Here is a 22,592-nt window from a genome sequence, read left to right on the forward strand (position 1 = left end):
ATGTTTCGATGATCGTGTTGCGCGATATCATGACCGATGACCCCTGCTCTAACCGACTAGCTGCGTGACCGAGAGCAGCGCCGTCATGACCGACACGATCAGGCCGCCGACGACGGTGCTGATCGTGATGATCGCCAGTGGACCGACGATGCCGACGACACGGTCCAGGCTGCGCTGCAATTTTGCTTCGTAGAATTCCGCGACCCGCCCGGCCAGCACCGGCAGCTGCCCGGTCTCTTCACCGAGCCGCAGCATGCGGACCGCCATCGGCGGCAGGCTGTCCGCCACGGCGAGCGCGTCCGACAGTTTTCCGCCATGGCGGACGCGGTCGGCGGCGGCGGTCCAGTTCGCCCCGCTCCCGGTCACCGCCATGATGTCGACGAGGATGCGCAACGCGGCCGTGAGGTTGACGCCGCTGCCGAGCAGGACACCCAGATTGCGGCAGAACAGGCTCGCGCGATAGAACTGGAAGGCACTGCTGATGCCCGGCACCCGCGAGATCCCGCTGACCAGCGCGGCGCGCACGCGCGCCTGCCGCAGCAGCCACCATGCGAGCGCAATCGTGGCCGCACTGATCAGGCTCGCCGCCGTGGCATTGGCGCGCAGGAAATCCGACACCGCGATGAAGCTGGCGAGCGCCGTATCCGACTTGCCGCCGAAATCGCCGAGCACGGTCGAGAATTGCGGCAGCACGAACAGCAGGAAGAACAGCATCACGCCGGATGCCGCGACCAGCACGAAGGCCGGATACTGCATCGCGTCGGTCAGCTTGCGCCGCATCTGCTCGGAACGCGCGCGCTCGGTCCCCAGCATCTCGAGCACGGAGTCGAGCGTGCCGGAGATTTCCCCCACCCGGACCAGGGCGATGTACATCGGCTGGAACAGGGTCGGATGATCCGCCACCGCATCGGCAAAGCTCTCGCCGGTGAGCAGGGCTGCGCGGATCTTTGCCACCACCGGACGCATCCGGCCGACATCGGCATCGCCGGACAAGAGTTCCAGGGCATCGTCGAGACGGGCGCCGGCCTTGAGCAGCAGCGCGAGATCGCGCGTGAAGGTGGTGACCTCGGCTGCACTCGGGCCGCCGAACAGGCTGCCGCCACCGGCTGCGCCGGATGCGCGCTTGTCCTCGGTGGTTTCGATCGGGAGCAGCTTGAGATATTCGATCCGCCGCGCCACCTCGGCCGCCGTCGGAGCCGAGATCGTGCCGTTGACGATCTCGCCGGCCTGGGTCAAAGCACGATAGCGATAATTCGGCACGGCGTCACCGCACCGTTGCAACGCGGAGGATCTCGGCGGGCGAGGTCAATCCGGCGCGGCATTTGGCAACCCCGTCATCGAGCATCGTGGTCATGCCCGCCCGGATCGCCATCGTATCGATCTTCATTCCGTCGCTTCGCTCTCCGATCAGTTCGCGCAGTTCATTGGATAATTCGAGCAGCTCGAACACGCCGAGACGGCCGCGATAACCGGTCCCGCCGCAACGCTCGCAACCGCATGGCTCGTGAATGATCTCGCCTTCCCGGAATCCGAGTGCGGTGAGCCGGGGATCCTCGGTGAAATCGGCCGTTGCCAGCGGCCGCGCCGTCTTGCAGCGCTCGCACAATTGCCGGACCAGGCGCTGCGCGATCACGCCGCGCAGCACCGAACGCAGCAGATAGCCTTCGACCCCGAGGTCGAGCAGGCGCGGCACCGCGGCGGCCGCGGTCTCGGTGTGCAGCGTCGTCAGCACCAGATGCCCGGTCAGCGCCGCATGCACCGCGACATGCGCGGTCTCGGAATCTCTGATTTCACCGACCATGATGACATCAGGGTCCTGGCGAACGAAGGACCGCAGCGCGGTGGCGAAGGTCAGGCCGATCGCCGGCTTGACCTGGGACTGGTTGACGCCGGGGATCTCGTACTCGACCGGGTCCTCGATGGTCAGAATCTTGCGGCTGGGCTCATTGAGGATCGACAGGATCGTCGCCAGTGTCGTGGTCTTGCCGCTGCCGGTCGGCCCTGTGATCACGACCATACCGTATGGCAGCTTCAGCAGCCGCCGCAGCTTGGCTTCGTCGGCCTCCAAGAAGCCCAGCTTCTCGACGACCAGCAGGCCGCGATCCTTGGGCAGGATGCGGATGACGGCGGATTCGCCGTGTTGCATCGGCATGATCGCGACGCGGATATCGATGTCGGTGCGCCCGACCCGCAGCCGCGCCGCGCCGTCCTGCGGCAGGCGGCGCTCGGCGATGTTGAGATTGGCGATGATCTTGATGCGGGAGACCACCGCCTGTGGCAACACCCCCGACAGCGCCGCGACCGGCCGCAGCAGGCCATCGATGCGCAAGCGCACCATGAGGCCGGCGGAAAACGGCTCGATATGGATGTCGCTGGCGCGGAGCTCGACGGCCTTCTCGATCAGATCGTTGACCGCGCGCACCACCGGTGCGCCGCTGGCAAGATCGCGCAGGCTCTCGATGTCGTCTTCGCGGGGCAGCGCCGTCGCCGTATCGGCGGTCTCGGCCTCCTCGGCGCTGGAAGAGTTGTTCAGCGCGATGGCGACGTCTTCCGACGATGCCACCTTCACGTTGATGCCGGCGCCGAGCACGATCTGTGCCGCCCGCAGCGTCGCCTGGTCGGTCGGGTCGACGACCGCGAGGACAGTGGTCCCATCGGCCGTCCGGCACGGATAGACCATGGTCTCGCGCAGGAAGCGCGGCGAGAACGCCCCGACCAGCGGTTCGGCCGAGGTCATCTCCTGGAGCGTCAGGCGGCCGAGCGCGAAGAAGCGCGCGGCCTCGTCGGCGAATTCGGTCGGTGCGAGGCTGGTGACCTCCCACAGCTTCAATTGCCTGGCGTCGGCGCCCTGCCCGCTCCGCTCCGCCGCTCCGTCGATCGGCGCCAAATGATTGTTCTGGCGCAGATAATCCACGAACCGAACGGACAGGTCGTTGGCCATTCTCGATATCCCGCCACACTATCCCGGATCAGTCCGTGCCATCCGCCGTCGCGTCGGCTCCCGGCAATTCTGCGGTTATCGATCCGAAGTGTGACAGCTGTGCGAAGTCACATCGTTCGCCTGGCTCAAGAAACCTTGACGTGGCATCGCGGACACGGCGGCGCGCCGGCTGCGCAGATTGGTGTGATGCGATCGTCAGGTCGCGAACGACAATCATGTAACCAATTTATTTCTGTCATGTTCGATCGCTAAGAGTCCCACCGGGGTAGGACCGATCGTCGCACGCCGTCGAGATTTCAGTTAGTCAGAGCGAAGGGCCTTCATGCAACGCGTAGGCACAGTGGGCCGCTGCCCGACGATCCGTGGCGGCCTGGCAGCCATTTTTGCCCTGACGTCGCTGGGGTTGCTGGCGTCCTGCAATTCCGCGACGGTCGGCGAGAGCGTGGACGCGTCCCAGGTCGACGTTACCGACAAGGTGCGATCGCTCGATCTCTTGCCGCGCCAGCCGCAACCGGTGAGCGGGCTGGCGGCAGCGGGCGGCAGCCAGGGCGGCGCCGTGCGCGCGGCGATGTATGAGGGAAGCGAAGTGACGGGGGTCGCCGACGCGCGGCCGCAGCCGGCCTCGAACGGCAATGGCTTCGATCTGAATTTCGAGAGCACGCCGGTTGCGACCGTCGCCAAGGTCGTGCTCGGCGACATCCTGCATGTCGGATACACAATCGACCCGCGGGTACAGGGCACGGTGAGCCTGGTGTCGGTCCGACCGGTGCCGAAATCCGACATGGTCTTCGTGCTTGAAAACGCGCTTCGCCTGAGCGGCGTGGTGCTGCTGAAGGATACCGCGGGCTATCGCCTGACGCCGCTCGGCGACGCCGTTGGCGGCGGCCGCGTCGATGCCGCGGCGGCCAATCCCGAACCCGGATTCGGCATCTCGGTGGTCCCTCTGCAATATGTGTCGGCCCAGACCCTGCTGAAGCTGACCGACAGCTTCGCCACCAGGGCGGGCTCGATCCGCGCCGACACGACGCGCAATCTGCTTCTGATCCAGGGCACCGGCGCCGAGCGTCGCACCGCGGTCGACACCGTGCTCAGCTTCGACGTCGACTGGATGCGCGGCCAATCGGTCGGCATCTTCCCGATCTCGAGCGGCTCGCCCGCGCCCGTCATCGCCGAGCTGGAGAAGATCGTCGATTCCGGCGAGAACGGCCTCAGCCAGAACGTCATCAAGTTCATGCCGATCGCACGCCTCAACGCGGTGCTGGTGGTGACCAAGAAGCCTGACATGCTGCATACGGCGGCGACATGGATCAAGCGCCTCGACCGCAACGACACCGCGCGCACCTCGGTCCATGTCTACCGCGTCAAATACGGCGACGCGCGCCAGATCGCGCGGGTTCTCACCGACATGTTCCTCGGCGGATCGTCCGGCAATTTGCTCGATAGCGCCGACAGTCAGCTCGCGCCCGGCTCCGGCACCTCGTCGACATCGAGCGTCGCCGACCGTCTGTCGGCGAACAGCAACTCGGGCGCGAACTCGGGCAGCTTTGCCTCGCGCGGCACGTCAGGGACAGGCGCAACGGGCCAGGGCCTCGGCCAGGGATTTGGCGCCGGCGGGCAAGCGAACAATCCCAATCAGGGCCAGGGCAACAATGCCGCGCTGGATAGCGGACGCGGCGCCAACTCGGGCTCAGGCAACGGCCAGCCCGTCATGCAGGACGTGCGGATCACGCCCGATGTCGTGAACAACAATCTGCTGATCTATGCCGACCAGGCCAACTACCGCATCATCGAGGCGACGCTGCAGCAGATCGACGAGCCGCAGCTCCAGGTCGCGATCGACGCGACGATCGCCGAGGTCACGCTCAACAACACTTTGTCCTATGGTGTGCAGACCTATCTCACCAGCCGCAACCTCGGCCTGAAGCCGAACGTCGGCTCGTTCACGGGCACCCAAGCCACCACCGCGCCCGCGACCACCACGGACGCGACCACCGGGGTCGCCTCCGTCGCCGGCTCGGTCACCAATGCCTTCATCAACCGCGCCTTCCCGGGCTTCAACTTCCTGATCGGATCGGAGACGCAGCCGAGCCTGATCCTGGATGCGCTGCATGCCGTCACCAGCGTCAAGGTGCTCTCCAATCCGTCGCTGGTCGTGATCAACAACCAGGTCGCGACCTTGCAGGTCGGCGACGTCGTCCCGGTGTCGACCGGCAGCGCGACGGTGCTGACCGGGAGCAACACGGTGGTCAACACCATCGACTATCGCAACACCGGCATCATCCTGCGGGTCTCGCCGCGCGTCAGTGTGAACGGCACCGTGCGGCTCGATGTCGAGCAGGAGATCAGCAACGTTCCGCAGACCAGCGCGAACAGCCTGACCCCGACGGTGTCGGAACGGAGGGTCAAGAGCCAGATCGCGGTGGCCAATGGCCAGACCGTGCTGCTGGCGGGCCTGATCAGCGAACAGCAGAGCGGCAGCCGCAATGCGCTTCCCGTGCTTGACCAGATTCCCGGCCTCGGCGACGCCTTCGGGCATCAGAGCAACGGCACCCAGCGCACCGAGCTGATCATCTTCATTCGCCCGCAGATCATCCGCAACGGTTCCGACGCCCAGATGGTGGCCGAGGAGCTGCGATCGAAATTGCGCGGCAACATCGCAACGACATCGACCAATGCGCCGATCACCACCGCCTATCACTGAGCCGGGGCGCACGATGCGCCGCATGCGCACGCAACGGACAGCCCTTTGCGCCTCGCTTGCGGTCGCGCTTTGGGGCATGACCGCGTCCGTCGCGAGCGCCGACAGCGTCGCGCGCGGAACGGCCGCCTTCCATCGCGGCGACTATGTCAGGGCGTCCCGGGAGCTCGCGCCGGCCGCCGACCGCGACAACCCAAGGGCCCTCGGCCTGCTCGGATTCATGTATGAGCACGGCTTCGGCGTCCCGCAGGCCTATGACGCCGCCGCCGATCTCTACTATCGCGGTGCGGTGCAGGGCGACCCGTTCGCGCAAGCCATGCTCGGCCTGATGTACGACAAGGGCCACGGCCTCCCGAACGATTACGTGCTGGCCTACAAATGGCTCAATCTGGCGGCGGCCCGCACCGGCGGGCGGCAGCGCGATGCCTATCTCCGATTCCGCGACGCGGTTGCTTCAAAGCTCTCGAGGAATGAGATCGTCGCCGGTCAGCGGTTTGCGTTGGAATGGGTCCCCGGCCGGCCCGTGCCGGACGCGCACCTGACGGTCAAGTAATCACCGATCGCTATCCCAAGTCTATGCGCGCCGCGCTGGCACTTCCGGAAGCGCGCGATCGCTCTCCCGGAAGTCGTCCATTCGCGCGCATCACCTGCCGGACGAGCCCGCCGCATCGCCGAGCCCAATGACCTGGAAGGCGCTGTTCTCGTTGTAGCTCTGTTTTTCGCGCGGCTTGCGCTGCTGCTCCGGCTGCTCTTGCGGCGGGCTCCCGTCGCCGCCGCCATAGCCGAGCACTTCGACGATCACGACCGACGGCTGGTCATTGTTCTTTGGCGGCGGCGCCGCGGCCTGCTGGCTGGCGCCGGCGGTGTTTGACGCGGATGTCAGCGCCCCGACCGGTGGCCCCTGCACCGTCGGAATGCCGGTCGAGGTGCCCTGCACCTGGATGTTGGCGGCGTTGACCACCTGCAGCGCGGCGAGGTTGACGTTGCCCGAGACACGGATGCCGGCTTCGCCCGCATCGATGGTGCCGAGCGGCGCGATCAGGTCGACGTCGCTCGGCGGAGTGCCGGGGATGGTCGCGAGCGTCGCGATGCCGGCACCACTGGCCGGTGCCGCCGGCGACAGTGCGATATTGCCATACGCGTCATAGGTGCGCAGCGGCGGCGTATAGATCACCGTCGTCTTCGAGCCGCGGCCGGCGTTGATGTCGCCGGTCGCCGACCACACCAGCACATTGCCGCCGAACGTGGTCATGATGCGGCTCTGGCCGAGCAGCACGCTGCCGAGCGAATACACATCGATATTGCTGTTCTGGCCTTGCGTGATCAGGCCAGCACCAGGACCTGGCGTCACGCCCTCGACCCCGATGATGGTCTGCCCGCCCGGATTGAGGATCTGAATGTCGCCGCCATACTGGGTGTTGATCCCGGCATCGCTGACCACCGGGACGGTGACGCCGTTGACGGTGGTGGAGCCCGTGACGCTGCTGAACATCGTGATCTTGCCGGAATAGGTCAGCGGATTGCCTTGCGCATCCTGATCCGGGAACAGCGTGGCGATCGCATCGCGCCCACGCAGATAGCTACCGTAGCGGCGGCTGGCCTTGTCGTTGTATTCGCGACCGCCGAGCGTGAGCTCCTTGTAGTAGATGCCGCGGACGAACACGCCCTGCTGCTCCACGGGCAGCGACAGGAAGAACGCCAACACGTCGTCCTTCGTGCCGGTGAAGATGTAGGACTGGCCCTTGTAGATATAGTTCTGACCGGACGAGAAGCGCTTATGCAGCCAATTGTATAATTCGTCGGCGTAGGCCTTGGCGACCTTGCCGCTGCCGGCGAGCGGCGTGCCGTCGCCGGGAAGCTGGTTCGCTGCGTTGAAATACAGCTTGGCGAAATCGGTGTAGTCAGGACCGCTGGCGCCGACACCAGCGATCGTGACGATGCCTGCACCGCCCGTGGTGTTGGACTGATTGACGATATCGCGCACGCTGAGCAGAGAGCCGTAGTAGCCCTGGTACAGGTTGCGGCCAGCCTGTAGCTGAAGCAGGCCAGGACCGAGAACAGCGGCGGATTGATAGAAGATGTCGCGGCCGGCCTGCATCAGCGAGATGTCGTTCGGCCCGTTGTTCAGGAACACACTGGGCACGGGACCGGTGCCGACGATATCGCGGCCGGCGATGACTTCGAACGGCTTGGCCGCGATATACCAGGTGCTGTGGGTCGGATAGAAATACTTGCCCCGATCTGGGCTCTCCGGCAGCGCCTGGCCGAGGGTGAGATCGACGATGTCGATGCCCGCGTAGGCCAAGGCAGGCCGATCATCGCCTGCATGCAGATTGGAGATGGGCGTGTCCTCGCCGAAGGCGATTGGACTGATGGGATTGATCCGATTGGCGGCGTTCGCCCACGCGTTGCTGCTGCCGGCGCCGCCGGTGCCGGTGGCAAAGACGGGATTGAACGGCGTCGCCAGCGCGCTCATGTCCGCGCCCGACATCGCCACGACCTGGCTCGTCCCGAAGATTGACCCGGCCGCGAGCAGTTCAAGCTGGCCGAACGGCGACGGCATCAGTTCGATTGTCGGCACTCCGCCGCCCGCCCCAGGCTCCGTAAAGCGGATATCTCCGTTGGCGGCTGCGACGATCAACGTTCCCGGAAAGAAGCCGGTGCCGCTGAAGGAAATCCCATTCAATACGGCCGCATCGCCGCCCGCAGCGTAGAGATTGATCGCCGTCTCCGGCCTCCACAATGTGAAGTTCGACTGTCCGCCACTCTTCAACGTCGTGCTGCCGTCCGCGTTGCGTACCGTGTAGGCAATGCCATTCAGATCGACCGATGCCGCCATGCCGGCGTCCCCCGCGCCGCCAAGCACGAGGTCGCCGCGCGTGGTGATGCTGACACTGCCGTCACCCGGCATGACGAGCGGCCCTGGTGTCTTGAGCGAGCGCTTGAAGACGTTGGGATCAATGGCGCGCGGATCGTACGAAACCAGATAGGATCCCCAGGTATTCGGGGCCAGCGCGCCGACGGATCCGGCACTGACGGTGGTGTCGCCACGCAGGTTGGTGAACGAGCCGAAATAGTCCGGCACCTGCCCCTGACCGTCAGGTGTTGTCGGCACCACCGGATTGAGTCCGCCGCCGATCTTCACGACAAGATTGCCGCCACCGGTCTGCACCAGCGTGCCATTCGCCAGAACGCGGCCGGTCGAGGCGACCGCCAGATCGAGGCCGGTCGAGCCGCTGCCCGTCACGCCGGCATTGCCGCCAGCGATCACGGTCAGATTGCCGCCGCCGAGCGTGCCGATGCCCTGGAAGCCGATCAGCTGTTGGCCGTTATTATAAGGGTTGGTCTTCGCGAACGAGCCGAAATTGATCCACCACGCTGACGGATCGGCAGAGGCGCCACCGCCTTGCAGCCGGAGCCAGTTGGCGGTGAGATTGGAGTCGGCGAACCGGATGTTGTTGTCCGCGATCTGGAGATTGCCGGTGATATCCCGTTGCGCGGTGAGCAGCAGGTCGCCGCCATGCTCGGGGTACCAGGCGTGGGAGTTGCCGCTACTGGTGACGCCGACGAGATCGTAGGGATTGCTGCCGTCGGCCGCCAGGATCGGCGCCGCCTGGGTGCCGGCCGTATAGACGCCATACGGCGTGGCTTCGCTGAAGCTGCCGCCGGCCAACAGGTCGAGACTGCCGGTGCCGGTGCGCAGCACGCTGAAGAACGTGCCGTTGCGCGACGCATTGTAGGCCGGATCGCTCAGCGTCAGGTTGCCGCTCCCGTTCAGCGCCTGTGTCGTTTGCAGCATGCGCTGGTCGGCGGCGGCGAGATCGGCACCCGCGACGAGGCGGATCGAAGCGGACAGCGAGCCCGGCGCAAGCATCAAGGCCGTTGCCGACGAACCCGAACCGCCGGGGACGCCGGGAGTAACCACCGCTCCAACCGTCGGCAAATGACCTATTTCGAAGAACAGCCACCCAACCCCGCCTTCCGAAGTTCCGACATCCAGGATGGTACCGGCGGGAATAGTGCTCCCTGGGCCGTATGAGTGACCAGCGGTATCGACATATGCACCGTAAGAACTCGTTAGACCCTGATAAAAATCATCATTCGGTATTGTCCAATCCGCGGTAAGTATTGCGTTGCCGGTATAACCGTAACTGGCGCTGCTCAGGCCAGTGTCGCTGGCTGACCAGAAAGAAGAAAGCGGATCTGTCGAAAGGTCGATCAGGCGATAGACCGGCGGTGTTCCTGGCGTCGACTTGAATCCATCCGAGATACTTCCCTTGACCGTCAGATTGCCGCCGGCGCGGATCACGAGCGCCATCGGTTCGCCGGCGCCGTAGCTTGCGGAGGTCGCGTCGCGATTGGCGTTCGGCCCGTAGCGGTAGCCGGCAAGATCGATATCGCCTGACGTCGACAGATCGCCGCTCGATGTGATCTGGACGCCCGGCCGCAGATGGTAGGTGCTGCCGTACGCGGACAGACCCGCGACGCGCGCCGCCAAACCCGCATTGCCCAACGCGGCGTTTATGAAGGCCGTGCTTGCGATGTCGTAACCGTCGAGCGTCGCCTGGCTGATGGTGCTGCCGCCGGGCAGGCCATAGGTCCAGAACGCGTTGAGCGCGATGCTGTAGGCACCTTTGATGTTGAGCGGACCTGCTGCGTTGATCGCGATATCGCCCGAGGTCTCGCCGGTGCGCTGTGCGTTCAGCACCACGTCGCCATAGGCGACGCCGTTCGGCGTGGTAAGATTCATGGTCGCGCCCGGTGACAGCGTGAGCGCGCCGCCTGCCGCGGTCAGCTCGATATGGCCGCGGTTCCTCGCCTCGATCGGCTGGCCGTAGCTGTCGACCTGCAGCACCGTTCCGTGAACATCGAGCACGGCGGTCGGCGCCAGCGCGAGCCCATTGCCGGCCGAGAGCCGGATGGTTCCGGGTGCCGCACCGGACGCATCGATGGTGCCGACGACGGTCAGGCTGCCGTTGTCGGTGGCGATCGTGACGTTGCTGGCTTTCACACCGTCGCCGATGACGAGATCGCCGTTCCTGATATCGAAGGCACGCGCGTCGAAGAACCCGCCCTGGGTCAGGAGCGCATTGAGCGCGGCGAAATCTGAGTTGGACAGCCGGCCGGCGGCGATGCTGAAATCGCCGCTCGCGTAGCCATTTGTCGCCGCCCCGTTGAGCACGCCGCCGAGCGTGACCGGCCCATTCGCCGCCGCGATGCTGATCGAGCCGGCACCGGCATTGGTCGAGGAGACGTCGATCACGGAGCCGGCAAGCTGCGTCAGACCACCCTGTGCGCTGTTGAAGATCGCCGTGCCGCCGAAGCCGTAGACAGTCGCCCGCTGGATCGTCGACGGTTGACCACTGAGGTCGATCCGGCTTGCACCGTCGAGCACGATATCGCCGGTCGCATTGACGACGAGCTTGCCGCTCGGCAGCAAGATCGTCGTGCCGATAGCAACGCTGCCGCCGGTCAGGTCGATCTCGGCGCCTGCCACAACGGATTTGACAGCACTCGGCGCAACGCCCGCCGGCGCAACGACATTGAGCGCGCCGCCCGCCGAATAGGCCATGATCGACTTCTGCGCACCGGTGAGCAGCGGGGTCGTCAGCGTCAAATTGCCGCCGCTACCGCTCTGGCCGAATGCGGCGGCAGGATCCGAACTCGGTGACTGGTAAACGAATAGCTTGCTGTTGCCAGCCGAGATGATCCTTGAGTTGCCGGTGATGTTGACGTTGCTGAAGCCGTAGATCACGCGGCTTGCCGTCGAGGTATCGAGCGAGGCGAACCGGCCGAAGTCGATCTCGTTGGCGACGAGGTTGAATGTGCCGCTTCCGGTTCCGGGCCCGCCTGCGGCGATGGCCGGCGGCGTCGCACCGCTCAGGCCATTCCACGTGATCTTGTCGGCGGCGATGGTCGAGTTGTCGCTGGCCGCGCCGTAGCCATAGATCGCCGACGTGTTCAGCACCAGGTTGACACCGCTGCCGGTGGCGTCGAGGCCGGCGTTTCCGAACAGGTTGATCGAATTCGCCGCGGCAAGCGTAATGGTCTTCAACGCCGGCGCGTTGTGCAGGGGATCACCATTGACCAACGTGTTGAACAGCGTCTGATCGAACATCAATCCGGCGGGTGCGCCGGCCGCGGCCACGGTCGCGGCGTCGCCGATATTGATGGTGCCGACCGCGAGCGCGATGTTGCTCGACCCGAAATGGGCGGTCGGATCGATCGCGGAAGCGCCGTTGGTGACGAACGCCAGCGTCCCTTCGGAATAGAGCGACGAGCCGGCGCCGATCGTAATCGAACCGTTGCCGACATTCGATGGCAGGAAGTTGATGTCACCATTGGACAGCGCCAGCACAGTGAACTGGCTGACCGCATAGCTCATGCCGGTCGACACGGAATCGAACGGGACTGCGCCCTGTCCGACGGTGCTGAGCGTCACGTTGTTACCGACGCTGATATTGTTGCCGATGAGGAATATCTCCCCGGCGGAAAGGGAGACGCCATCGCGGATGAACAGATCATGACCGTAGGGTTGACTAAGGAACAGCGTGCCATTCGAGATAATGACAGTTCCGTTGATCAGGAGGCGCGGCGCTTTGAGCGCATTGAGATCGGCGGCGCCGACCGAGGGACTGGAAAATCCCTGGGTCGGCGCGTCCGCATAAACCTCGCCGACATTCAGCAGCGCCACCTGACCAGCATTAGCGCCCTGCGTGCCTTGAAACAGCGCGGTGCCGTCGAATGTGAGCGCTGGTCCGATCGGGGTGGCGTTCGGCATCTCGAATATGATCTCAAGCGTCTTGCCGTCGCTCGGCAGCAACGGACGCACGCCGCCGAATTGCGCCACGTTGGCAAGCAGGAAATCGCTGTAATTCTGCTCGTTGAATTGCGAATATTTGCGGACCGAGGTGCCCGCGGTGATCAGCGCCGTCACCGGCAGGCTACCCTTGATCGCGGTGTTGGCGATGCCGGTGGTAACCGAGGTGGCGTAGGTGCCGTTGCCGATTGTGATCGGGCTGCCGACCGGCGTCGTGGTGCTGGTGCCGAGTTCGACACGGTATGCGCCGGGCAGCAGCGCGTAGTTGGACGGCAGCAGCGTGTACGTTCCCGCCGGCAGTCCCGGGACACCGGACGGAATTGTAACCTGTTGACCAATCGCGGGATCGCCGGCGCCATTTTCGGGCGCGATCGGCGCATAGCCTGAACTGTAGCCGGGCAGGATGGCGTAGACCTTGTCGGTCGCCTTGCTGACAGGGGTCGCAGGGTTGGCGTTGATGAGCGGCGTGTTGATCACGTTGACGGAGCCGCCGCGTCCGGAGACGAAGCCCGCACCGGCGAGCGTGCCGCCACCCGACATATCGAGGATCGCGCCGCTCGCCACGTTGATCGACTGCCCGTCCAGGATGATGCCGGATTGCGGCCCGTTGTTGTTGAAGTTGGTGAGGCCGATCGTACGGATGCTGGTGCCGTTATACGTGTAGGTGACGCCGTCGATCGTGCCGCCGTACGGAATGGTCAGGCCCGCCATCGAGACGGAGGTCAGGCTGCCGGCCAGCAGGTCGACGTGCGGCGTGTACACTGGCCAGCCCAGGCCGAAGGTCAAAAGACCGAACGGCGCGCGGACGATGCCGCCCTGCTCGATCACCGGCGCCTGGAACGCGAGCTGGCCGAACACGGAGAGCGGTGCATCCGGAATCGTAGCGGTGGTGCGTCCGATGGTCAGCGTCGTCGTGGGATCGGAATTTCCACTGCCTGCGATGACGGTGGCAACGGCATTGGTCGCGGGATAAATCTGCGCGGCAAGGAGATCGAGATTGCCGCTGGTGGACAGCTGGGTCGCGACAACCCCGGGCATCGACAGGAAGCGGATGTCGCCCTGGCTGACGAGCTTCGTCGTCAGGAATCCCGGCGCGTACATGTTGTTCGGCGAACGCGCCGAGAAGCCGATGAGGCCCTGGATGTCGATCTGGTTTGCGTCGGCCTCGAACGTGGCCGTGGTCGGCAAGGCCGCACCGCCGGGATTGCGGATGCTGCCGCTGATGGTCCCATCGGGGACAACGGCCGTCGCTTCACGAAACAGGATGTAGGGGGCCGACAGCTTCACGCTGCCAGTCGTGGCTGCCATCGAGGAGTCGACCGGTCCAGTCACCGGAGCTCCCGACGCGAAGGCCGCTGCCGTCAGCGTCAAGCTCCGGCCCAACGAAAGGGACACATTGCCGGAGAACGCCATGTAGTCGCCGGACGTCAGCGTCAGGCTGTCGAACCCGCCGGCCTTGACCATGTCGGCGCTTACGGTGGTTTGGCCAAACGTCAGGTGCGACGCGGCCGTGCCCGGGGCGATATTCTCCGGCAGCGAGGAAGCCGGACGCGCCTGCACTACGGTCATCAGGCTCGGAACGACCACATTGGCCGGCGCCACCCCTTTGGGGAAGGAATTCACGTCGAAGTTCGGCGTAGTGAGCGCGATCGACAGGCTGCCGCCGGAGGCGCCGGCTCCGCCGGAGAGGGCGTGGATATCGCCGTCAAGATAGAGGCCGCTCTGCGATGACAACGTAATGGAGCCGCCATTCGTTGTGACCATCTGTGGGCGGCTTGACGAAGCCGCACCGCCCGCCGCGAGATCGATCGCGACCTGCGTGCCATCTGCGTTGAGCTCGGCGCCCGGACGCACGATCACGAAGGCACCGCCACCATTGATAGCGATGGAGCCGCCGTCCGTCGCCTTCCCGAATGGATGTCCTGATGTATCGGACGCCTGATAGACCAGGCCCGAGACATCGAGTTTGGCAGCGGCATCGACCCAGATCGAAACGCCGCGGCCGTTGCCGCTCAGGTCGAAGTTGAAGCCTGTTCGCACCGGCGAACCGTAGGCATCATTGACCAGATTGATGCTGCCGCCATGCGCGGTCAGATTGCCGAACACGCTGATCTGACCGAAGGCATCGAGCGTGATGCTCTGGCCCGGATCGACGCCGACTGAGGAGCCGTCACCAACCACGATCGCGCCGCCGCCCGCGAGCAGTCCGCCGCCCGACCTGATGAGCGATCGCAGCGTGAGGCTCGCGCCGCCGCGCTGGGTCACGGTGGCCTTGACCGGATCCGCGGTGAACAACGGCGGCGTCCACAGCGTCAGCGCCGACGACGGATCGATGCCGGCCGGTGCCGCATAGCTGCTTGCCGTGAACCGGTAGACCGGCATCGCGGCCGCAACCACAGTGTTGCTGGCGACCACAACGCCCAGCCCGCCGTTGATATCGTAGTTGGAGAAGCCGGCGGTGAAGAACGACGGATTGAGCGCAGGCGCTGGCGTAATCTGGACCGTCTGCGGCAGCACCACGCCGGCTGGAATAACGGCTCCGACCGGATAAGTCATCGGCGTGGATTGAATTGATCCTGCCGCATAGGTGACTTGATAGGGTGCGACTGGAATGCCGTTCGGGAAGACAGTGGATGGAATGGTGGTTCCCGCAGGAATGCGACCCGTGCCGCTCCAGCCAGTGATGATCGTCCCGGCCGGGAGCACACTGCCCGGGCTCCAATATTGCGTCTGGCCATTGGCGTCCCGGCTCTGCAGGCCGTCCATACCTTGCGGTATGGTCCATTCCGCACCGGTCGGCGCGGTCGGCGCGGCGGATATCGTGACGTCCGCCGGTATCGGCGTGTCGTACACCAGCGTGGTGAAGTTCAGCGTCAGCGCCGTCGGTAGCGGCTGGCCTGCGGGAACCGTGAACGATTGCTTGAGCTTCACGGCAGCGGGTGCGGGCGTGCCTGCGGGCAGCACACCACCCGCGAGTTCGGCATTGTCGCCAATCAGGATGTTGCCGGGCGTCGAGATCGTCAGCGTGCCGCCGCCGGTGACGCCCCAGGCGCGGATCGCGCCGTCGAGAACAAGATTTCCGTCGCCCGGCGTTCCGGCATTCTGCTGGGTGTGCCCCGCGAGAATTGTGACGTTGCCGCCTTTGCCGCCTTGCGTCTTGCCGTTGATGAGGACGGCGCCGCCGGAGGACACGTCGACCGTGCTGCCGGCAGCGAGCGTAACGTCCTGAGTCGAATCGAAAGTGACGTTGCCGCCGTCGAGGAAGCCGAGGCCCGACACGCTGTTCGGATTGGTCTGCGCGTTGACCCACAGGCCGCGCGTGTCGATGGTGACGCCGGACTCCAGCGTCAGCGCTGCGCCTCCCGCCGCGTTTGTCAGCGCAAACGTGCCGGTCGCGGCATTGAGGATGTTGCTCACCGTGACGCTGCCGGAGCGCGCGGTGATGTCGGCTCCGATGTCGACCGCCGGGGCGATCAGCTTGACTTGCGCGCCCGATGAGAATTGCAGCGGCGCGTCGATCGCGATCTTGTTGGATGTATTGATGTTGAGGCCGCCGAGGCCGAAGCTGTTGAGCGCCGGCGCATCGAACCAGGCCGTGTTGACGCGACCGGCCGGCAGCGCCGAGGTCGGGTCCAGGCCGCCTGCGACCGAGGTCAGGTTACCGAACGACACGTCGGTGTTGTACGCGTTGACGAGGCCATAGCCATTGTACTGCCCGAGCGCCAGCGTGCCGGCGAGCGGCACGGTGTTCTGCGTCAGCTTGTAGCCGTCGATGACACCGGCCGGGCGCTTGGCGACCTGCTGCTCGCCGTCGATCACATTGGCGAGGATCGTGCCCTCGAACACCGAGGTCGGGGTCGCGAGGACGAGACTGCCGGCGTCGCGGCCCATGGTGTAGCCGTTCTCCCAGCGCGAGCTGCCTTTGCCGAACGGGCTGAGATAGACCTCGACGACGTTCCAGTGCGCGTGATTGACGATGAAGCCGTTGGCCACCGCGACATAGGTCAAATTGGCCGGGGCATCGTCGGCGCTATAGATGCGGCCGTCATTGCCGAGCAGCAGCGTCTGCCGCACATAGCCGCTCTGATACTGCACCGCTCCGCCGGAGATGTTGAAGATCGCGCCGCGCTGCGCCACCACCTCCGGCGCCGACAGCGTGATGGTGCCGCCCACCGCAGTCCATTCGCCGATCTTGTGGCCGGTGTTGTTGAGATAGCCGGAGACCTCGAGCAGCCCGCCCGCGGTGTAGTAGCGGTCCGTCGCATAGCCGCCGGTGCCGGCCGGCACCAGGGTCAGATCGCGGGCGTCGATCCACAGATTGCTGTTGGTGAGCGTGCCGTTGTCGCGGTTCTGCGGGCTGTCGCGCAGCTCGTTGCCCTGAACGTTGACCTTGATCGAATTGGCCGACACGGGCAGCACGGTGCCGGTGGTGCCGGAGACGTCGATGACCGATCCGCTTTCGGCGAACACGCGCTTACCGGCGGAGGCGGTCACTTGGCCGCCCTGCGCCATGGTCAGCGAGCCGTTCCTGAAATCGATGGTGCCGCCGGTGACGATCTCGATGCGCGACTGATCGGGCCGATCGGACAGCGTCGAGAGATTGTCGAACTGGCCGGTCGCCAGCACATTCGGCTTGGCCGAGGCGATGAGGGCATCGCGCTGCGAATTGAGCGCGGTCACGCTCGGATCGATGCCGGACACCAGTGCGGCCGCCGCATCGGTCTCCGGCAGGATCAGGCTGATGCCGTGATTGGTCAGCGTGACGCTGCCGGTCGTGTCGGACGCCGAATTGAGCAGATGGATGGTGCCGCGCTGATTGACCGAGGTGGTGGAGACCAGGATGCCATCCTGGGTGACGGCATGGCCGGCGAGCGTGATGTCGCCCTGTTGGGCGAGGACGAGACCCGTGTTGGTGACGGTCCCGCTGCCGCTCCTGGGATAAAGCACCGGCGCGATCTCGTTGCCGCGCGTGGTCGAGTTCTGGTTGGTGTTGGTGCCATAGCCGGCGCGCAGGATGAAATCGTCGCCGGCCGCGAACTGGGTCTGCCCCTTCGGCGTGGCGATGGCACCGGCATTGTCGACCTCGGTGCCCATCAACAGCACGAAGCCGCCGCCCGTCGTGACCGAGGACGGCGCATTGGTGGTGATCAGCGCGCCGCTCTCGACCACAATCTTGCCACCGGCTCCGGTGAAGCTCGGCAGATAATTGGTGCCGCTCTGGGCCGAATAGAGACCATTGGCGAGGAATTGGCTGTCGGCGATATTGGCGCTTGACGCGATCAGCGAGCCGACATTGATCTGGCTCGCGCCACCGAAAATGATGCCGTTCTGGTTGATCACCAGCACCTGCCCCGGCGCGGTGATGCGGCCGAGGATCTGGCTCGGTCCGGCATTGCCCACCACGCGATTGAGCGCGGTCCAGTTGCTGGCCTGCTGGTTGAAGTTGAGCGTGGTCTGGCTGCCGACGTTGAAGCTCTGCCAGTTGAGGATCGCCTGCGGCGCGGTCTGATTGACGGTGACCGTGGTCTGGCCACCGCTTGCGGCCTGGCTCGGCAGGGCGGCACCTTGCCAAAGGCTCGAACCGGGCACAGCGCCCGGCGCAACCTGAAGCCCGCCCGGCGCGAGGCCGTTCGGCACCGCCACCTGCGGCAACGTGGCCGATCGCTGCGAGGCGGCAGCTGCGTTGCGTGCGGCGGACTGCGCGGCCTGCAACGCCTGGATGGCCTGTGTCGCCCGCGTCAGCGCGCTCTGGCTTTGCCTCGCGACGTCAGTGGCCTGCTGGGCCGCGGCAGCTGCGGCATCGCTGGCGATCGCCGGCGCCGAGTTCGTCGTCGCGAAATTGCCGAATGGACGCGCGGATGTGCCCTCAAGCCCGCTCAGCAGCAGCGCCAGCGTGCTCGTTCCGGCGAGCAGCATGGAGCGGGATGCCCATCCGATCCGCTGCCGCGACGGAAGCGGCACGACCCGACGCGGATCGAGGCGAGGATGGCGGGCAACGCGCTGACGAGACGGCATAGGGTGTCCCCTGGGAACAACGGACGGAAAGATGCGCAGATCGGATCCGCGCAGGTGCTCGTCACACGGCTTGACCGTATGCCGGGCTTCTCGTCTCCAAGGACGCCATTTGATCGGCGGGACCGAACGACAAAATCATGGGCTGCATCACAATTCCAGCGCAGACATGATGCGCGCTTTCACGGCCGCCCGATATCAGCTCAGCAGCACGATGCCGCCGGGCAGATGTCGCGCCTTCGCGCCGAAGATTTGCTGGAACATGGTCAGGATGCCATCGACATTGTCGATCCGGAACCGGCCGTTGACGAGACGGCGTTCCAATTCCGCGTTCGTCACCATGACCTTGCCCGACCGGTAACGATTGATCTCCGTCACGACGTTGCCGAGCGGAGCATCATGAAAGATCAGCATTCCGTCGCGCCAGGCTGTCACCTCGGCGGGATCGACCGACATGGGCGCCGCGAGACCAAGCGCTGCATAGCTGACCTGTTGCCCCGCATGCAGCGCCGCGACGGAGCTGTGGCGGGTGACCCGGACCTCACCATCGAGACACGTCACGCAGGTGCTGCGCGGCTCATGACGGACGTTGAACTGCGCCTGACGCGCGCTCATCTCGCCGTCGCCGGCCACCACGCGCACCTCGCGGCTCGCGGAGGCCGCCGCGATCACGGCTTCCCCGGTCAGGATCTCGATGCGATCCTGGCTGCTGTCGCCCGACTGAACATTGACGCTGGTTCCGGTGTTCAGCGTCACCTTGACACCGCCATCGATCGTGAGCTTGCGCTGCTCGCCGGCGGCGGTGCGATAGTCCGCCATCACATCCTGCAGCGACGGCCACAGCTGCATCGGTGGCGACACCACGAGATAGGCGGCGGCCGACGTCGCCAGCGCGCCTCCGAGCATCGCCCGCCGCGTCATGCGCGGCTGCCGCCGGACGTCCGCCGGCATGGAATCGCCGCGCCGCTTCAACAGGTTGGCGCCGGCCGGGCCGAGCTGATCCCAGAGCAGGCTGGCCTGCGCCAGCGCCTCCGAATGGGCGCTGCTCTGGCTTCCCCAATGCCGGGTTTCCTCGATGTCCCGCCGGGTAGCCTGCCCCGAACCAAGCCGCTGGACGCGCGCAAGCGCCTCGCTCTCGATCGCGGTCAGCTCCTCCGACGGTTCGTCGCTACGTGTCATCGATCGGGCGTTTCTCTTGGCAGCACGTCCATCCAAATACGCAACACTCTGACGCTCTCCTATCAGGACGTTTCCCGCGGTGCCGGACCGAAACGCCTTGTGACCTTTTTATTAAAGCGCTTGGCGCAATGCTCGAGCGCAGCTTTCAGCTCAAGCTCCACCAGACGCTGCGAAACCCCGAGACGCGCGGCGATTTCCCGGAGCGGCGTGCCCTCCAGGCGGGATGCGAGCAGGATCGTCCGGCGGCGCGGCGTGAGTTCCTCAAGCACCTGCTCCAGATGCGCAATCTGTTCCCGCGATTCGACCTCGCGTTCCGGGCCGGGCGCCGCGTCGGCGATCTCAAGCATCGGCTGCACCTCGAACCGCTTGAGGCGGCGCGTCTCCTGGCGCTCGCGACTGATCGCAAGATTGAGCGCGCTGCGCAGCAGATAGCCGATCGGGCTGTCCACCACGCCCGAGCCGTTCTTGTCGCGAAGGTGCAGCCACGTCTCGTGAAGGGTTTCGCGGGCTCTTTCGTCGCCGAGACGCCGCGCGAGGCGGCGGCGAAGCTCGTCGTAGCGCTCGACGAGCACCTGCCGAAGCGTGGTCGAAGTGGTTTCCGTCATCGCGCGACCAGTCCCGGGCGCCTTGGGTCACGCGCGGCACAGTCGCCGGTCTCGGAAGGCGGCCGCGGCGAAACCGCCATCATGACCGGCTGCGGCATGTCCGGAGGCGGCGGCCGGCCGATCACGACAGCACGCAACAGGGCGGCGATCGCCTGGTCACGCGCGCTGTCATCGGTCGAGCCGAGCAGCTGGGGCTGCAGCACCTCGCCGGCATGCCCGATCCAGAACCTGAACTTGATCCGATAGCCGCCCGGCGCGGTCAGCGCGGACCGGCAGAATGCCTCCTCGACGCTGCTCTGGACGGCCGCAAGATACGGCATGAAGCCACGCATCGACGCCGTCTGCGGCGCAGTGGCCGCAGGCACAATCGTGAAGGCGTTCGCCGCGGCATAGACTGCAACCAGACCGGTTCCCTCGAGCAGGAGCTGCAACGCCATGTCGGGCGTCATCGATCCCTTGACGGCCTGTGCGCGGCGTCCCCCAGCCAGTGTGGCGTCGTAAACGACCTGAAGACCGGTGACCGCGCTGTAGGCATCGAGCGCGGAGACCAGAGGCTGGCTGCCAATATCGAAGTCGACCGTTGCCGGCGTCCGAATTGATTCAAGGCTTGCGGCCATCGTTACCGTCTGGATATTCCCGGCAACGAGAGTGCCTATGACCAGGCCAAGAAAGCGCTGCCACATCCGATCATGCTTCGAGCGCAGCCCGATCTTCCGACCCATTGAACAAAGTGCATGAGGCGCCGCCTTGATCCTCAAGCCCAGCCGAACAGCACGATCTATCGGTGATCGATAGAGCTGTTCGTCAAACCCCGCGGCAGGCGCAACATAGAAACAGATTGTGACAATCTGCTAACAAGGGCGGAGACCTCGCGCCGGCCGCACCTTGCGCCGTCGCAGCCTGCGCCAGCCGATCACGATACCGCTGATCGAGACGATGGTGCCGACCGCCGACAGCAGCCACACCACGACATCGCGCGCCGGCCAGATGCGCAGCAGCAGCGGGAAGTCCAGGCTGTGCAGCGCGTTGAACAGCCAGCGGTAGGACCGGCGGCTGTCGTCGCTGCGATCGAGAATCTCGGCGGTGACCGGAGAGATGTGCAGCCAGGTATGGGCGAGATCGTCGAAGGCGATCCGCAGCACCGGAAGCTCGCGCGCTTGGTGCAGCGTGTACCAGTAGGCGTCCGGTTCATCGAGCTGTCGCGCCGATATCATCGCAGCTTTCGGCATCGCGCGCCGGGCGGCCGCGATGATCTCGTCCTGCGAGAGCGTCACGGGCGCACCGGTCAAGGGATCGGCGAGGCTGCGACGGCCGCCGCTAGCGTCGAGCACGATCAGGGGATGTCCGCCGATCCAGACGAAGCGCGCCTCCACCGCCGATACCTGCGGCGGCGACTGCAAGTGAGCGACGATATCGGGCGCATCGTGGCGGCTGTAGCCAACCGCGATCTCGCGCGTGAGGCCGCGGCCGGAGAAGGCGCCGCCGGGATTGAGCGACAGCCAGCCGCTGAACATCCAGGTGAAGACGAAGATGCCGCCGACGAGGCCGGCGATATGATGCCAGGCCATCCAGCCGCGATAGGGCGAGACGGCGCCATCAGCGTAACGGCGCGTCAGCCGCAGGCGCAAAATGCCGATCCAGAAGCCGGTGACCGCGACGACGAGGCAGGTGCCCGAGATCCACAGCACCACGTCCCGCCACACCGGACCATCCTTGCGCAGCACGGTCGGATAGATCCAGTGCGGGATTGAGCCGAGCCAGTTCCAGATACGTTCCTGCCGCGTGGTGTCGAGCGCGATCTCACCGCTGCGCGACGAGACATAAAGTTCGGTGCCATCGGCGTCGCCGAGACCGATCAAATAGAGCGGCCGCAGCGGATCGAAGCGCGCAGTGACCGACCATTGATCGCGCGTCACCGTGTCGAGCAATTGCGGACGCACCGCGTGCGGATGATGGCGTGCAATGGCCAGTGCCTGACCCGGCGTGATCCGGTCGATGACGCTGCCGTCGATCGCCGAAATGGTGACGGCGCCCCCGTTCCATCCGGTCACGCGATAGACCGGAACGTCGTCCAGCATCGAGAGCCGGAGATCGCGTGGATAATGTTCCGTGCCCGCGATCGCCATCGCACGATCAGGTGCGATCTGTACCTTGCCCCAAACGATGCCAGGGAGCGCAGAGAGGCGCTCGTCGTCAGTGAGGCGCGGAAACGCCACGTACATCATGACGAGGCCAGAGATGAACCACATCGCGAAGAAGAGACACGTCGCAATGCCGATCCAGCGATGGACGACATAAAGCCATCGCCGCGCTCGCCGGATCAGAGCGTTGCGCATG

9 protein-coding genes are annotated in these 22,592 nt (G+C 65.6%); 2 read left to right on the forward strand and 7 right to left on the reverse strand.

Going from position 1 to position 22,592, the window contains the following annotated elements; translation table 11 throughout:
* Nucleotides 1–48: 48 nt before the first annotated feature.
* Both JQ573_RS32015 and JQ573_RS32020 read right to left on the reverse strand, forming a co-directional pair.
* Nucleotides 49–1,260 carry a type II secretion system F family protein gene (locus tag JQ573_RS32015; protein ID WP_212318320.1) on the reverse strand — a complete coding sequence of 404 codons (1,212 nt, stop codon included), beginning with the start codon at nucleotides 1,258–1,260 and terminating at the stop codon, nucleotides 49–51.
* A 4-nt stretch (nucleotides 1,261–1,264) separates the two neighbouring features.
* On the reverse strand, nucleotides 1,265–2,941 hold the full coding sequence (locus JQ573_RS32020) for a GspE/PulE family protein (RefSeq protein WP_212318322.1): 1,677 nt from the start codon (nucleotides 2,939–2,941) through the stop codon (nucleotides 1,265–1,267).
* Between the two features lie 322 nt (nucleotides 2,942–3,263).
* Between JQ573_RS32020 and gspD the strand changes: the two genes are divergently transcribed.
* Nucleotides 3,264–5,642 (forward strand): type II secretion system secretin GspD, encoded by a 2,379-nt coding sequence (gspD, locus tag JQ573_RS32025; RefSeq protein ID WP_212318324.1) that lies wholly within the window; start codon nucleotides 3,264–3,266, stop codon nucleotides 5,640–5,642.
* A gap of 22 nt (nucleotides 5,643–5,664) precedes the next feature.
* Nucleotides 5,665–6,192: a tetratricopeptide repeat protein gene (locus tag JQ573_RS32030; protein ID WP_409334710.1), complete on the forward strand. Its 528-nt coding sequence runs from the start codon at nucleotides 5,665–5,667 to the stop codon at nucleotides 6,190–6,192.
* A 90-nt stretch (nucleotides 6,193–6,282) separates the two neighbouring features.
* Here JQ573_RS32030 and JQ573_RS32035 read toward each other — a convergent pair whose 3' ends face one another.
* From JQ573_RS32035 to JQ573_RS32055, 5 genes are all read right to left on the reverse strand, one after another.
* Nucleotides 6,283–18,474: a filamentous hemagglutinin family protein gene (locus tag JQ573_RS32035; RefSeq protein ID WP_212318326.1), complete on the reverse strand. Its 12,192-nt coding sequence runs from the start codon at nucleotides 18,472–18,474 to the stop codon at nucleotides 6,283–6,285.
* A 195-nt stretch (nucleotides 18,475–18,669) separates the two neighbouring features.
* On the reverse strand, nucleotides 18,670–19,650 hold the full coding sequence (locus JQ573_RS32040; RefSeq protein WP_212318328.1) for a FecR family protein: 981 nt from the start codon (nucleotides 19,648–19,650) through the stop codon (nucleotides 18,670–18,672).
* 62 nt (nucleotides 19,651–19,712) lie between these two features.
* On the reverse strand, nucleotides 19,713–20,255 hold the full coding sequence (locus JQ573_RS32045; RefSeq protein WP_212318330.1) for an RNA polymerase sigma factor: 543 nt from the start codon (nucleotides 20,253–20,255) through the stop codon (nucleotides 19,713–19,715).
* On the reverse strand, nucleotides 20,252–20,872 hold the full coding sequence (locus tag JQ573_RS32050) for an STN domain-containing protein (protein ID WP_212318332.1): 621 nt from the start codon (nucleotides 20,870–20,872) through the stop codon (nucleotides 20,252–20,254). Before JQ573_RS32050 ends, JQ573_RS32045 begins: the two co-directional genes overlap by 4 nt.
* A 234-nt stretch (nucleotides 20,873–21,106) precedes the next feature.
* Nucleotides 21,107–22,591: a PepSY domain-containing protein gene (locus JQ573_RS32055; protein ID WP_212318334.1), complete on the reverse strand. Its 1,485-nt coding sequence runs from the start codon at nucleotides 22,589–22,591 to the stop codon at nucleotides 21,107–21,109.
* Nucleotide 22,592: the final 1 nt, after the last annotated feature.

It is taken from the genome of Bradyrhizobium sp. AUGA SZCCT0105 (genome assembly GCF_018129565.1).
In the GTDB taxonomy this organism is placed as follows: Bacteria; Pseudomonadota; Alphaproteobacteria; order Rhizobiales; family Xanthobacteraceae; genus Bradyrhizobium.

Bases quoted from the DNA above. Each gene is read 5' to 3' on its own strand.
- JQ573_RS32040 (WP_212318328.1), bottom strand. From the start codon at position 19,650: ATGACACGTAGCGACGAACCGTCGGAGGAGCTGACCGCGATCGAGAGC.
- JQ573_RS32045 (WP_212318330.1), bottom strand. From the start codon at position 20,255: ATGACGGAAACCACTTCGACCACGCTTCGGCAGGTGCTCGTCGAGCGC.
- JQ573_RS32050 (WP_212318332.1), bottom strand. From the start codon at position 20,872: ATGGCCGCAAGCCTTGAATCAATTCGGACGCCGGCAACGGTCGACTTC.
- JQ573_RS32030 (WP_409334710.1), top strand. From the start codon at position 5,665: ATGCGCACGCAACGGACAGCCCTTTGCGCCTCGCTTGCGGTCGCGCTT.
- JQ573_RS32035 (WP_212318326.1), bottom strand. From the start codon at position 18,474: ATGCCGTCTCGTCAGCGCGTTGCCCGCCATCCTCGCCTCGATCCGCGT.
- JQ573_RS32020 (WP_212318322.1), bottom strand. From the start codon at position 2,941: ATGGCCAACGACCTGTCCGTTCGGTTCGTGGATTATCTGCGCCAGAAC.
- JQ573_RS32055 (WP_212318334.1), bottom strand. From the start codon at position 22,591: ATGCGCAACGCTCTGATCCGGCGAGCGCGGCGATGGCTTTATGTCGTC.
- gspD (WP_212318324.1), top strand. From the start codon at position 3,264: ATGCAACGCGTAGGCACAGTGGGCCGCTGCCCGACGATCCGTGGCGGC.